Origin of the sequence: methane-oxidizing endosymbiont of Gigantopelta aegis (assembly GCF_016097405.1) — a bacterium.
Lineage (GTDB): Bacteria > Pseudomonadota > Gammaproteobacteria > Methylococcales > Methylomonadaceae > Methylomarinum.
In genome coordinates this window covers 1,672,264-1,684,444 of record NZ_JAEHGD010000001.1, presented here as the reverse complement: position 1 = coordinate 1,684,444, position 12,181 = coordinate 1,672,264, and the positions used below count along the sequence as shown (strand labels likewise).

The window sequence follows — 12,181 nt, the reverse complement described above, 5'->3', positions numbered from 1 at the left end:
ATCATGCATACTTTGCTACAAAAAAAATGGCTCATCAATACGGCCGCTATCACCCTTTTGCTTTTTGCCATACTGCTTTCTTTAGGCATCATCGGCGGCCCTGACAAGGTGCCACCCGGCAATACCGAAAGAAAACTATCGCCACTTCCCGTCGGCGCCAAAACCCTGACCGTCGGAAAACAGCTGAGCGGCAATGTGATCGCCTGGCCGGGCGCGATAAAATCCCGTAGTGTCGCGCGCATTGCACCTAAATTCAGCGGCCGGATTCTTGAAGTCAAGGTCAATGCCGGCGACAGTGTCAAACAAGGCGATATTGTAGCGGTTCTGGACAAATCTGATCTTGAGGCCGCCTTTCAAGAAGCCCAATCCGCGCTAAATGCGGCGCGTGCGCAAGCCGCGCAAGCGATTGCCGATGAAAAACGCATTAAAAAACTGTTCAGCCAGGGTGCAGCAACCCGGCAAAACTATGATGCCATCATCGCCCAGGCCCGCAGTGCTCGCGCCATGGTTAATCAGGCATTAGGCCGGGTAAAACGCATACGCGCTAATTTAAACGAAAATATTCTCAAAGCCCCTTTTGATGGCATCGTCAGCGAACGCTTGCAAGAACCAGGCGACATGGGTCTGCCCGGTGTTGCTGTGGTTGTCATTCAAAAAGCCGATGACCTGAGGGCGGAAGCGGCTATTCCGACCCATTGCGCTAAACGCATTCACTTAGGCATGAAAATCAATGTACGCATCGATGCCTTAAATCGTACCTTACTTGCGACCGTCGATGAAATTGTCCCAGAAATCGACCCGTTCACGCATACGCAATTGATCAAGGCCAGCTTACCTTCATCGGAAGGCCTGGTTCCCGGCTTGTTTGCCTGGATGGAACAAAGCTGTGAAAAAGACCTGCAAATTATTCTGATTCCGGCCTCTGCCGTACTCCATTTCGGTCAGTTGGAGGCGATAAAAATTGTTGAAAACGATCAAGTTTATACCCGCCATATTCGTACCGGTAAACGTTACGGCGATAAGGTCGAAGTATTATCCGGTCTACGGGAAGGTGAAACCATTCTGATCAATACAGGTTTACAGCAATGAGCGAACAGCAAAACCATGCCGACAGCTTGACCATTCGCATCGTCAAGCTGTTTACCACATCTCAGCTTTCATTATTGTTTTTGATTATCGCCATTTTTGCAGGGGCTGCGGCGCTAGTATTGACACCACGTGAAGAAGATCCGCAAATTGTGGTGCCGGTGATGGACGTATTTGTGCAATATCCTGGCGCATCCAGTGAAGAAATCGAAATGCTGGTGACCACACCACTGGAAAGTCTGTTATATCAAATCCCCGGCGTAGAATATGTTTATTCTGTCTCCAGCCCGGGACAAGCGCTGGTGACGGTACGCTATTATGTCGGTGAAGACATGGAGGCCAGTCTGATCAAAACTCGGGATAAAATCATGGCGAACAAGGATTTGGTACCGCCCGGCGTCACCGACTGGATTGTCAAACCGGTCGAGATTGACGATGTTCCTATCGTGTTTCTGACCCTGTCGCCGCAAAACCCGGTTTATGACTCAATGGCCATTCGTCGCATTGCCGATGAATTACTCGAACGCCTGAGAAGCGTCGATAACGTCGGTAAAAGCTGGGTCGTAGGGGGCGCTGCCCGAAAAATTTCGGTCTATCCGGATCCGGCAAAAATGGCTTCGCGCAAAACCACATTGCTGGATATTCAACAAGCCTTAGCCAATACCAATGTCAATCTCCAGGCCGGCGCGTTTTCACGCGATAATCAAGAAATTTTGCTAGAAGCCGGGCCACATTTTAAAACACCGGATGAAGTCGGCGCTACAGTCATTAAAAATGTCAATGGCCGGCTGGTTTATTTACGTGATGTCGCCACTATTATGGACGGCCCGGAAGACCCTAATCATTACACCCGAATCGGTTTCGGACCTGCCGTCAAAGACATGAAACGGGTCGGACATGCCGTTGGCCCACAAGCTACTACGGGTGAAAGCCGGCAAATGGTCACGATTGCCGTTGCCAAACGCAAAGGCAGCAATGCCGTTACCGTCGCTGAAGAGGTTCTGGCCCTGACCGAACAGTTGCAAGGCAGCCTGATTCCAGATGATGTGTTAATCAATATCACCCGAAATTATGGCGAAACAGCGAATCACAAGGTTAACGAACTGGTCGAACATCTTGGTATCGCGATCATCACCATCATTGTGTTGCTGGCCATGACCCTCGGACTGAAAGAATCATTCATTGTCTCTATCGCGGTACCGTTGACCTTTGCCATCACGCTGCTGTGCGATCTGCTTTTTGGCTACACTATCAACCGCGTAACTCTATTCGCCTTGATTCTGTCGCTAGGCTTACTGGTGGACGACCCTATCGTTGATGTAGAAAATATCCATCGTCATTATAAAATGAAAAAAGAGCCGCCTTTGCGTGCCTTGTTGACCGCTGTCGATGAAGTCCGGCCACCGACCATCGTCGCCACCTTCGCCGTCATTCTGTCTTTTATTCCGATGTTTTATATTACCGGCATGATGGGGCCTTATATGGCGCCTATGGCCTTCAATGTACCGGTCGCAATGCTGTTATCGCTGATCATCGCCTTCACTGTCACCCCGTGGGCCAGCTACAAACTACTCAAAAAAGATTATGGCAAGCAGCATGACAAGCCTTTCGACTTAAAAAAATCACGGCCTTACCGGTGGTACAGCAAGACACTGTCGCCACTTATTAAAACACCTGCTCGCAGTCGTTGGTTTCTGCTGGTGATTTTCATCGCCTTTGTCGGTGCGACGCTGTTGGCCGTCACTCGAGCTGTGCCCTTGAAATTATTGCCATTCGATAATAAAATGAATTACAGCTTATTATCGATATGCCGCGCAGCGCCACGTTGGAGCAGACCGATGCCGTCGCACGCGCCGTGGAACAGTATCTGGCGACAGTCAATGAAGTCACCGATTTTGAATCCTATATCGGCCTAGCCTCACCGATGGATTTCAATGGCATGGTGCGCCATTATTATCTGCGTCAGGGCAGTTATGTCGGCGATATCCGCATCAACCTGGTGGAAAAGGAAAAACGCGAATTTTCGTCGCATAAAATTGCCTTGCGTATTCGCCCTGAAATAGACCGTATTGAACAACAGTATGGCGCTAATATTAAAATTGTGGAATTGCCCCCGGGTCCGCCGGTTCTGGCAACCGTTGTGGCTGAAGTTTATGGGCCTCCTCAGGCCAGTTACAACGATATTGTCCGGGTTTCGAATGATGTCAAAAACCGGCTGCAACAATTTGCGGGTGTCGTCGATATCGATGACATGATTGATGAACCGCATAAACAAGTACATTTTATTCTAAACAGGGAAAAAGCGGCACAGCATGGCGTCACCGTCACCCAGGTTGCGAACACCCTAAAAACGGCATTAAACGGACAAGTGACAGGCTCAGTTCATATTGTCAGTGAACGCAAACCCCTGTTAATCAATGTACAACTGCCTAGGGCATTACGTTCATCCGCCACCGATTTATTGACGCTCAGGGTTAAAACGGCTTCGGGAAAACTGATCCCATTGAGTGAAATCGGTAGTATGCAAAATGAATGGGGGGATCAGACGATCTATCATAAAAACCTGCATCGATTGATGTATATTACCGCTGAAATGGCCGGACGTGCACCGGCCGAAGCGGTACTCGATATGTATGCCAGCCTGGACGAAAAGCCGTTACCCCCAGGCTACCGGGTTGAAATGTCCGGCGAAGGCGAATGGAAAATCACCGTCGATGTCTTTCGCGATTTAGGTTTGGCCTTTGCCGCCGCGTTAATCATGATTTATGTCTTGCTAGTTGCGCAAACCGGCTCACTCGGCATTCCTGGCGTCATGATGATTGCCATTCCGCTGACCGTCATCGGCATCATGCCGGGATTCTGGTTTATCAACCTGTTTACCGAGCCCGTTGCAGGCTACGCCACCCCGATTTATTTTACCGCGACCGCCATGATCGGCATGATTGCACTCGCTGGTATCGTCGTGCGTAATTCAATCATTCTAATCGACTTTATTGAACGCGCCTGGAACCGGGATGAAGAAACCACCCTGGCCGAAGCCTTGATTGAAGCCGGCGCCGTTCGGATGACACCGATTTTCCTGACTGCGGCCGCGGCTGTTTTCGGATCGGCTATCATTGTTCTGGATCCAATCTTTTCAGGGTTAGCCTGGAGTTTTGTCTTCGGCATTATCGCTTCCACCCTGTTTTCACTAGTCGTTATCCCGGTGGTTTATTTCCTGCTGATGCATAACAAACCCAAACCCCGCGATCAAATTGAAGAGGAATAATTCGCCCCTTCCTGCTGCATAAAACCGATGCTGGTTTTATGCAGCCCGGTATAAGGATATAATCATAAGTTGTGTCATAAGCCGCTATCGAGCGAGGGGAATTCATTGGCCAAATCACGCAGACATTTCGTTAAACGGCTCATACAAATCTGTAGCCTGTTTGGGCTAAAGTCTGCATTTGCCTGGGCCGACTGGCCTGAACGCTTGTTTAGCACAACACCGTACCCGGAAACCTTGAAAACCCTGTTTCCAACAGCTAATTTTATCGACACCAACAAAATTCATTTAAAACTCCCCCGCGTTGCCGAAAATGGCGCCGTCGTTCCCTTAACCATTACCAGCAGCCTGCCCGATATTCAAAAAATCAGCGTGTTGGTTGAAAAAAACCCCAAACCTTTATCCGCCCAATTTCAGCTATCACCACGAGTAGAGCCTACCCTGTCTTTACGCCTGAAAATGGCGAAAAGTTCAAATGTAATTGTGATTGCCGAAACCCGCGACGGCCAACTGCTTCGCACCCAAAAAGCCGTCAAAGTCACTATTGGAGGCTGCGGTGGCTAATTCCAGTATTCGCATTCGCAGTAAACGGCGTCAACAAAAAGCGCAAATCCGGATTTTAATTGCACACCCAATGGAAAATGGCCGAAATCGTGACCCCGAAACCGGCCAGTTTATCCCGGCTCATTTTATTCAAGAACTCGACATCAGCCTAAATGGTGAGCGCGTCATTCAGGCTGATCTAAGCGGCAGTATCTCCAAAGACCCGTATTTCAGTTTTGTACTGAATCACGTTAAATCGGGCGATCTTATTCGAGTCAATTGGGTCGACAACCTCGGCATCCATGATAGCCGTGAGCATCTGATTAAATAAAACAACAGCCATGATTAACAAACAACCGAGTTGCCAGGATATTTTCGAAACCGGCTTAATGTCGGTCGATGAAGCCAAAGCCCGTATTGCTGCACTGATTACACCACTCTCCGTTGCTGAAACCTGCCCTGTCGGGCAAAGCAGAGACCGGGTACTGGCTGCCGATATCACAGCGCCTTTCAATGTACCGCCACATGACAATTCAGCGGTCGATGGCTTTGCCATTCTGAGCCGGGATATTCCACAACAAGGCCGCAAAAAACTTGCCATCAGCGATACCCTTCATGCTGGCGATAACCGCCCTTGCCAGCTATTGCCGGGACATTGCATCCGCATCATGACCGGCGCAAAAATTCCATCTGGCGCCGATACCGTCGTCATGCAAGAACATGTCGAACAGGGTGATGACTACATCCTCATCGATGGGCAACATAAAACGGGCGACAATATTCGCCGGGCAGGTGAAGATTTGCGAAGTGGCGAAATTATTCTGCCGCGTGGCAAATGCCTGACACCGCCGGATATTGGACTGTTAGCTTCCATCGGCAACGGTGAAATCAGCGTTAAACGAAAACTGCGCGTCGCCATCGCCTCAACCGGTAACGAGGTCTTTGACATCGGCCAGAAACCACCAGAAAACGGCATTTTTGATAGCAACCGTTACAGCCTGGCGGCCGCACTTGATTCACCGGCGATTGAAATTATCAACCTCGGCATCATTAAAGATGACCCGGAAATTTTGCAGCGTCAGTTCCAACAGGCCAGCGAATATGCAGATGTGATTATTTCATCTGGCGGCGTCTCGGTCGGCGAGGCTGACCATACCAAAACCGCACTGCAAGCCTGCGGCCAGATCAACTTCTGGAAACTGGCGATAAAACCCGGCCGCCCTTTGGCTTTTGGCCGTCTGAACCAATGCTTGTTTTTCGGACTGCCCGGCAACCCTGTTGCGGTGATGGTTACCTTTTATTTATTTGTAAAACCGGCGCTGGAACAAAAACTCGGCATCGTCCTCCCCCGCCTAGCGCCCACATTACAGGTCAAAACCCTGGAAAACATACGCAAAAAACCGGGCCGCACCGAAATCGTCCGCGGCATATTACAGCAAATGGAAAATGGCGAATGGCAGGTCAAAACCACCGGCAAACAAGGATCCGGCATCTTACGCTCCATGAGTCTTGCCAACTGTTTTATCGTGCTGGAACATGAGCGGGGAATGATAAAGAGCGGTGAGAAAGTCACCGCTCAACCCTTTTTTGGTCTGTTTTCATCCTAAAAAATGCATTGCCTTTGTGCGCATTAAGTCTAAGTTGGGCTTTTGCGCCAACAGATGCAAAATGGCCGTGGTCTTGCCACTCCCTAAAAAGCCCAGCACTAAATGGGTAGGAATATGATGCAGTGTTTTCAAAAAGACTTATTTAGATTTTTTGACAAACTGCGTCAAAATCACAATTTGCTGGCCGTTCACCCGGCCTTCAATCTGTTCCGGGTTATCGGCAACCAAGTTAATGTTTCGCACAGGAGTGCCACGTTTGGCGGTAAAATTAGCGCCTTTGACATTCAAATCCTTGATTAAGGTCACTGTGTCACCCGCCGCCAACACTGCACCATTGCTGTCGAGATGCTTCACCTCGTTGTCCGCTTCGGCATTGTCGGCTCCAGCCTTAGCCCAGTCCAGCACGTCATCTTCCAGATACAACATATCCAATAAATCCTGCGCCCAGCTTTCATGTTGCAAACGGTTCAGCATACGCCAGGCCATCACCTGTACCGCAGGCACCTGGCTCCACATGCTGTCATTCAAGCAACGCCAATGATGCTCGTCCAGGTCCTGATCGCCTTCGATTTGCGAAAGGCACGTTCTGCATACTAAAACACTGCCCACCACGCCCTCTTCCGGGCTATTCGGCACCGTATAAACAGCCAAGTCGTTATCTGCACCGCATAACTCGCATTTTGTATCGCTTCTTGTCTGCAAATCTTGTTCGATTGTCATCTTTTCCTCTGTTATATATATCATTCTTAATACATTATTCAGTCATACCGAATAGGGGCTGTTGCCGTTTTGAAAATCCCCCTTGAAATTCAATAACTCCGCCACATAGATTGTTTATTTTGACTCAAAAACAAGCAAACTATGCCCCGACAAATGCTTACGGATGAACTTTGGGAGAAACTGAAGATAATTATGTTGAAAATGGGAATTTATGACAAACCTTGTCTTCGAAAAACAGTCGAAGGTATTTTTTATCGCTTGCGAGTAGGTTGTCCCTGGAGAGATTTACCCACGGCTTTTGGTAATTGGAATGCGGTATATAAACGATTCAATGACTGGTCTCGTAAAGAAAAAACTGATGGGTATTTTTAACGCCTTGGTTGTTGATCCAGACCTGGAATGGGAATTTATTGATGGGAGTATTGTGAAAGCACATCAGCATAGTAGTGGTGCGGCCTGTGAACAAGAAACAGCGATAGGGAAATCTGTCGCCGGGAACACCAGTAAAATTCATATGGCCGTTGATGCCTGTGGTCTTCCTATTCATTTCTCAGTGACAGGCGGCGAAGTTCATGACTGCGCCTTTTTATGGTTACCTATGTGAAATGGCAACAGCCCCTAATACCTGTTAAATTTCACAATGCCTTATTGTCGTGGTATTTTGCGCCGAAATTTCATCAAACCTCGGACGTTTCAGCTTGCTGCCTTATCCATTGTTTCCAAACGGTCAATAAAACCGCCAGGATAACCGGCCCGATAAACAGCCCAATCGCTCCAAATGCAGTCAAACCACCCAACACGCCAAACATGACGACTAAAAAAGGGACTTTACTCGCGCCGCTAATCACAATCGGCCGAATCAGGTTATCGACGGTACTGACCACGGTAAACCCCCATACCAGCAAACCCGCGCCCGCCCAAATATGTCCGCTTAAAATCAAGGCAATACCGGTTGGAATCCAGACCAGTGTCGCCCCCATAGGGATCAAGGCCAGCAACGCCGTGAGCGCACCAAACAAAATAGGTGCATTAACCCCGGCAAAGGCATATCCTACACCCGCCAGAATCCCCTGCGACAACGCCGCCAATACCATGCCATACACAACCGCCCTCGTGGTGTGGGCAGCGGCGTGTAAATAAACATCACCATCTTTACCTGCATAACGTAAAATGCCTGAACGCATTTGTCTTATTGCTTCTTCACCATCGCGGTAACAAAAAAACAAGGTCACCAAAACCACACCTAATTTAAGAATATAATGACCGACACTACCCAAGAAGGTGGCAAAATTCCCAACCCACTGTCTCAATTCGTTAATCAAGGGCGCTATAATACTGGCTTTATCGGCATTAAAGTTATCCAGCCAGGCTTGCAAATAATGCCCCAATCCGGGCAGGTTACGAATGGCTTCCGGCAATGTTAATTCGCCATTTTTAAGAACCTGGTACAGCGTCTGATAAGCAGTTTTGACTTCGTCCTGCAATAGGCCTGCTAGGCCATAAATCAAAACAAAAATGGCTAACGAAATCAGTAGTGTCATGACAGAAGCGCTTAACAATTGCTGATAATTCAAGCGTTTATCGATCCAACGATACAGCGGCCATGTCACATAGGCCAAAATAAACGCCCAAATCAACGATTCTAAAAACGCTTCCAGAATCAAATAACTCAGCCAAAACAAGCCAAGCAGCAAAATAAACGGAATCAGCTGTTTAAATATATCATGATGATTTTGCATCATTTAAGCCTCTCAGGCTGAGTAAACCCCTGATTCTCCAGCATAGCTAGCGTTTTATCCAGTGCCCCTTGATTTTTCCGAATGAAGCGATGACCTTTTTCCACCAATGCTTGTCGGAGAGCCGGCTCCTGATAAAGTATCAGCAGTCGCCCTGCCACATCTTCTTTATTTTGACATTGAACAGCCGCGCCATCCTGTAAAACCTGGCGGGCAATTTCCTTGAAATTCACCATGTGCGGGCCAAACATAACCGGCGTTCCAGCCGCTAAAGCCTCCAGAATATTATGCCCGCCGACCGGCACCAGACTACCGCCAACAAAAGCAACGTCGGCCGCCGCATATAACATCTTTAACTCGCCCATGGTATCGGCCAGATATACATCGGTTGCGGAAGAAATGGACGCCTGCCTGCTGCGTCTTTCGACCTGCAAACCATACTGCAAGGCCAGTTGATGAACGCTATCAAAGCGTTCGGGATGTCTAGGTACAATCACCAGTAACAGCTCTGGGATATGGCGTTTTAAATCCGCATATTGCGCCAGAAAAACGGCCTCCTCGCCCGGGTGCGTACTGGCAATAATCCAGACAAAACGCCCAGAAAACAAATCACCTTTAAGCGCCTTACCTTGTTCAATCAGTTGTTGTGGTAACTCGATATCAAATTTTAAATTGCCACTTACCTGCACCTTATCGGATGCCGCACCAATGTCGATAAAGCGCAAACGATCGTCCTCAGTCTGCGCTAAAATCATCTGCACATTCTCCAAAGCAGGCTTAACCAAGCCTTTAATCCAGCGGTAAGATTTTGCAGAACGCGCCGACAAGCGCGCATTGATTATAAATAAAGGAATCTGTCTCTGGCCGCATTGCCTGAATAGATTCGGCCAGATTTCCTTTTCCATCACCACCAGCATAACGGGTTTGAAAACACTTAAAAATCGGCAAACAACCCAGGGAATATCATAAGGAAAATAAACATGGCTGACACTGTCGCCTAAAACCTCGGCAACACGCGCAGCCCCTGTTGGCGTAGTCGTTGTCACTAAAATGGGCTGGTCTGGATAGCGCTGTTGCAAACGCTTAATCAAAGGAAAAGCCGCTTCCGCCTCGCCCACAGAAACGGCATGGAACCAGATGCAATGTTCAGGATAAGACTGTGTAAAAAACCCCAACCGCTCCTGCCAACGCGCCCGGTAAGCAGCTTGTTTAATCCCGCGCCAATACAGGCGCAACAACACAAAAGGTAAAAGCAAACAAAACAGGCTGGTATAAAAAAAACGCATAGCACAAGATGATAGGATTCGGAAGCCAGTTATTTTACCTGAAATTGTGCCCCAATGACGCGCCAAAACCAAGCCATCGAACCTGTTAACGACCCCAGGGCAATCGGGTTTAAATTACACCAAGAATCTTGAGTAAATAATCATTATCCCACCCTGCCATCATTCGCTTGGTTTTTACACCGACTTTGGCCGTTTCCTCGGCTTTTATTAAATTTAAGGCCATGTGTCGAATGACAGCTAAGTTTGAAGCACTATATCCTTTGCGGGTTCGGTTGCTATCCTCATCAAAAGCAAGATCAAGAACCCAATGCAAGTTATTTTCAATCGCCCAATGAGCGCGAACAGCATGCTCTAACTTGTTTGGATCGTTTGCGCTTAAACTGCTTATAAAATAGCGTGTTTCCTCGGTTATTTTTCATCCACTTCTCTTGTGGCTGTGACGGCAATAATACTTTTTAATCCTGACCAGGAATGCTCCTTTTTAACCATTCAATCTCATCCGTGACACGAACAGAACGCGTTTCAATTCGCCCATGCTCACCATTGACGGTTTTTGTGGCAATTTCTGGCGATAAAGCGGATGTAAAATAGGCCTTTACATCCTCATGTAAGGTGCCATGATTTCCTTTTAAACTCAAAACATAGTCACCGCCTTGGTCGATAATCTGTTTGGCTATTTTCTTTTGGCACCCCATTGCATCAATTGTAATCAAAGCGCCTGCAATATCCAAACGCGACAGAAGTTTGGGTATGGCCGTAATTTCATTGGATTTATCATCCACTTTCGCCTGACCTAAAACCAAACTGTTTTTCCGCGACCAGGCGCTCACCATATAGATGGCTGACTTATTTGAGGCTTTATCAATACTGCGCCTTAAGCATTTGCCATCCATTGCAATAATATCTTCTTCAACCAAGTCCGCTAGATCGGCCACCCAGTTTGAGAAGCATTGACTAAATTGTTCCGTATCTATGGCGGCAAAAACAGCACCCAACGTATCATGTGAAGGGATTCCATTTTCTAAACCAAGCTGTTCAGTGAACCAGCTTTCTTTAGCCTTTCCAAATTTTTCAATGGCCACCCAGTTATCGGCTCCACAAATAGTCGCACACAAGGTGATGAAAAATATATCAGTGAGTTGATGCTTCTTTCGCCGATCTACTCTTGGATCAGCAATCGTTGAAAAATGGTGGATAATTGAGGCCGTTGGGGTAACTGTCATTTATAATCAAAATGATAAAACCAATACCTTATCTAAATTATAATTTCAACCCTTTTTTAAACCCGATTGCCCTGTTAACGACCCGCCTATCCCTTGCATTATCAATAGTTGTACCTAAAAGGCCATAGGTGTGTCAGACTTTTTACACACATTCTTACGTGGACGCCCACGGTTTACTTGACCCACACTGACATTTAATCGCTGTTCAATCTGACGCTTAAACCGCTCATCGCCTAACGGCATCCCACTTTGTAGACAACTACGAATTTCTGTCACAATTGCTGGCCCCAGCGCTGTCTTGAATAAAGCGAGATAAGCCTGCTGCCGCTCTTCATACGTCCTGCCTAATTGCAAATATAAAGTATGCGGCGTTATCAAGTCATCCTGCTTTTGCAATCCATTATAGTGATAACTTGACCAAACGTACTCTTCCGGCCGACTCACCATTTTCGCTCTAACCGGATTCAACTCAATATAGCGATAACAATTTAAAAGATATTGATCTTCCTCAATAAGACTGGCTTTAAAGCGCCCTTCCCATAATGTTGGTTCGTCCATAAGATTTGTTGATATAAGCCACATAAATACGTCCAATATATTGAAAAAAACGACTTACACTTTCCCTATTTTCAGGCGTTATCAACAAATGCACATGATTGCTCATCAACACATAAGCATGAATCAGACATCCGTATTTTTTAGCTGCCTTTTTCAT

At 47.5% G+C, this 12,181-nt stretch carries 10 protein-coding genes and 3 pseudogenes; 6 read left to right on the top strand and 7 right to left on the bottom strand.

Annotated elements, in window-relative coordinates:
- Positions 1 to 3: 3 nt before the first annotated feature.
- The 5 genes and pseudogenes from JEU20_RS08480 to moeA all read left to right on the top strand — a co-directional run bounded on the left by JEU20_RS08480 (position 4) and on the right by moeA (position 6,501).
- The gene (locus JEU20_RS08480) at positions 4 to 1,089 is read left to right on the top strand and encodes an efflux RND transporter periplasmic adaptor subunit (RefSeq protein WP_198244980.1); all 1,086 of its coding nucleotides are present in this window, start codon (positions 4 to 6) and stop codon (positions 1,087 to 1,089) included.
- Positions 1,086 to 4,354 (top strand): annotated as a pseudogene (locus JEU20_RS08475) (efflux RND transporter permease subunit). The gene JEU20_RS08480 and the pseudogene JEU20_RS08475 overlap by 4 nt, the downstream one beginning before the upstream one ends.
- Positions 4,355 to 4,459: 105 nt before the next feature.
- Positions 4,460 to 4,915, top strand: coding sequence for a thiosulfate oxidation carrier protein SoxY (soxY, locus tag JEU20_RS08470; RefSeq protein WP_198244978.1), 456 nt, complete (start codon positions 4,460 to 4,462; stop codon positions 4,913 to 4,915).
- Positions 4,908 to 5,225 carry a thiosulfate oxidation carrier complex protein SoxZ gene (gene soxZ, locus JEU20_RS08465; RefSeq protein ID WP_198244976.1) on the top strand — a complete coding sequence of 106 codons (318 nt, stop codon included), beginning with the start codon at positions 4,908 to 4,910 and terminating at the stop codon, positions 5,223 to 5,225. Before soxY ends, soxZ begins: the two co-directional genes overlap by 8 nt.
- A gap of 10 nt (positions 5,226 to 5,235) precedes the next feature.
- Positions 5,236 to 6,501: a molybdopterin molybdotransferase MoeA gene (moeA, locus tag JEU20_RS08460; protein ID WP_198244974.1), complete on the top strand. Its 1,266-nt coding sequence runs from the start codon at positions 5,236 to 5,238 to the stop codon at positions 6,499 to 6,501.
- Here moeA and JEU20_RS15885 read toward each other — a convergent pair.
- Positions 6,493 to 6,600: a GTP-binding protein gene (locus tag JEU20_RS15885; protein WP_483446972.1), complete on the bottom strand. Its 108-nt coding sequence runs from the start codon at positions 6,598 to 6,600 to the stop codon at positions 6,493 to 6,495. The two genes, moeA and JEU20_RS15885, sit on opposite strands and share 9 nt — an antisense overlap.
- A gap of 39 nt (positions 6,601 to 6,639) precedes the next feature.
- Positions 6,640 to 7,221, bottom strand: a complete 582-nt coding sequence (locus JEU20_RS08450) for a PhnA domain-containing protein (protein WP_198244972.1) — start codon at positions 7,219 to 7,221, stop codon at positions 6,640 to 6,642.
- A 141-nt stretch (positions 7,222 to 7,362) separates the two neighbouring features.
- Here JEU20_RS08450 and JEU20_RS08445 point away from each other — a divergent pair.
- Positions 7,363 to 7,798: pseudogene (locus tag JEU20_RS08445) on the top strand (IS5 family transposase); the annotation flags it as partial.
- A gap of 100 nt (positions 7,799 to 7,898) precedes the next feature.
- On the opposite strand, the gene JEU20_RS08440 reads toward JEU20_RS08445, so the two are convergent.
- The 5 genes and pseudogenes from JEU20_RS08440 to JEU20_RS15610 all read right to left on the bottom strand — a co-directional run bounded on the left by JEU20_RS08440 (position 7,899) and on the right by JEU20_RS15610 (position 12,181).
- Entirely contained in the window at positions 7,899 to 8,963 is a 1,065-nt protein-coding gene (locus JEU20_RS08440) for an AI-2E family transporter (RefSeq protein ID WP_198244970.1), read from the bottom strand.
- The gene (gene waaA / locus JEU20_RS08435; RefSeq protein WP_198244968.1) at positions 8,960 to 10,243 is read right to left on the bottom strand and encodes a lipid IV(A) 3-deoxy-D-manno-octulosonic acid transferase; all 1,284 of its coding nucleotides are present in this window, start codon (positions 10,241 to 10,243) and stop codon (positions 8,960 to 8,962) included. The genes JEU20_RS08440 and waaA overlap by 4 nt, the downstream gene beginning before the upstream one ends.
- 109 nt (positions 10,244 to 10,352) lie before the next feature.
- Positions 10,353 to 11,466: pseudogene (locus tag JEU20_RS08430) on the bottom strand (ISAs1 family transposase).
- A gap of 114 nt (positions 11,467 to 11,580) precedes the next feature.
- On the bottom strand, positions 11,581 to 12,024 hold the full coding sequence (locus tag JEU20_RS15615) for a hypothetical protein (protein WP_342590485.1): 444 nt from the start codon (positions 12,022 to 12,024) through the stop codon (positions 11,581 to 11,583).
- Entirely contained in the window at positions 11,990 to 12,181 is a 192-nt protein-coding gene (locus tag JEU20_RS15610) for a transposase (protein WP_342590484.1), read from the bottom strand. Before JEU20_RS15610 ends, JEU20_RS15615 begins: the two co-directional genes overlap by 35 nt.

What these genes read in the sequence shown, in the direction of transcription:
- waaA (WP_198244968.1), bottom strand. Translation starts at nt 10,243, where the DNA reads ATGCGTTTTTTTTATACCAGCCTGTTTTGTTTGCTTTTACCTTTTGTG.
- JEU20_RS15615 (WP_342590485.1), bottom strand. Translation starts at nt 12,024, where the DNA reads ATGGACGAACCAACATTATGGGAAGGGCGCTTTAAAGCCAGTCTTATT.
- JEU20_RS15610 (WP_342590484.1), bottom strand. Translation starts at nt 12,181, where the DNA reads ATGAAAAAGGCAGCTAAAAAATACGGATGTCTGATTCATGCTTATGTG.
- JEU20_RS08450 (WP_198244972.1), bottom strand. Translation starts at nt 7,221, where the DNA reads ATGACAATCGAACAAGATTTGCAGACAAGAAGCGATACAAAATGCGAG.
- moeA (WP_198244974.1), top strand. Translation starts at nt 5,236, where the DNA reads ATGATTAACAAACAACCGAGTTGCCAGGATATTTTCGAAACCGGCTTA.
- JEU20_RS08440 (WP_198244970.1), bottom strand. Translation starts at nt 8,963, where the DNA reads ATGATGCAAAATCATCATGATATATTTAAACAGCTGATTCCGTTTATT.
- JEU20_RS08480 (WP_198244980.1), top strand. Translation starts at nt 4, where the DNA reads ATGCATACTTTGCTACAAAAAAAATGGCTCATCAATACGGCCGCTATC.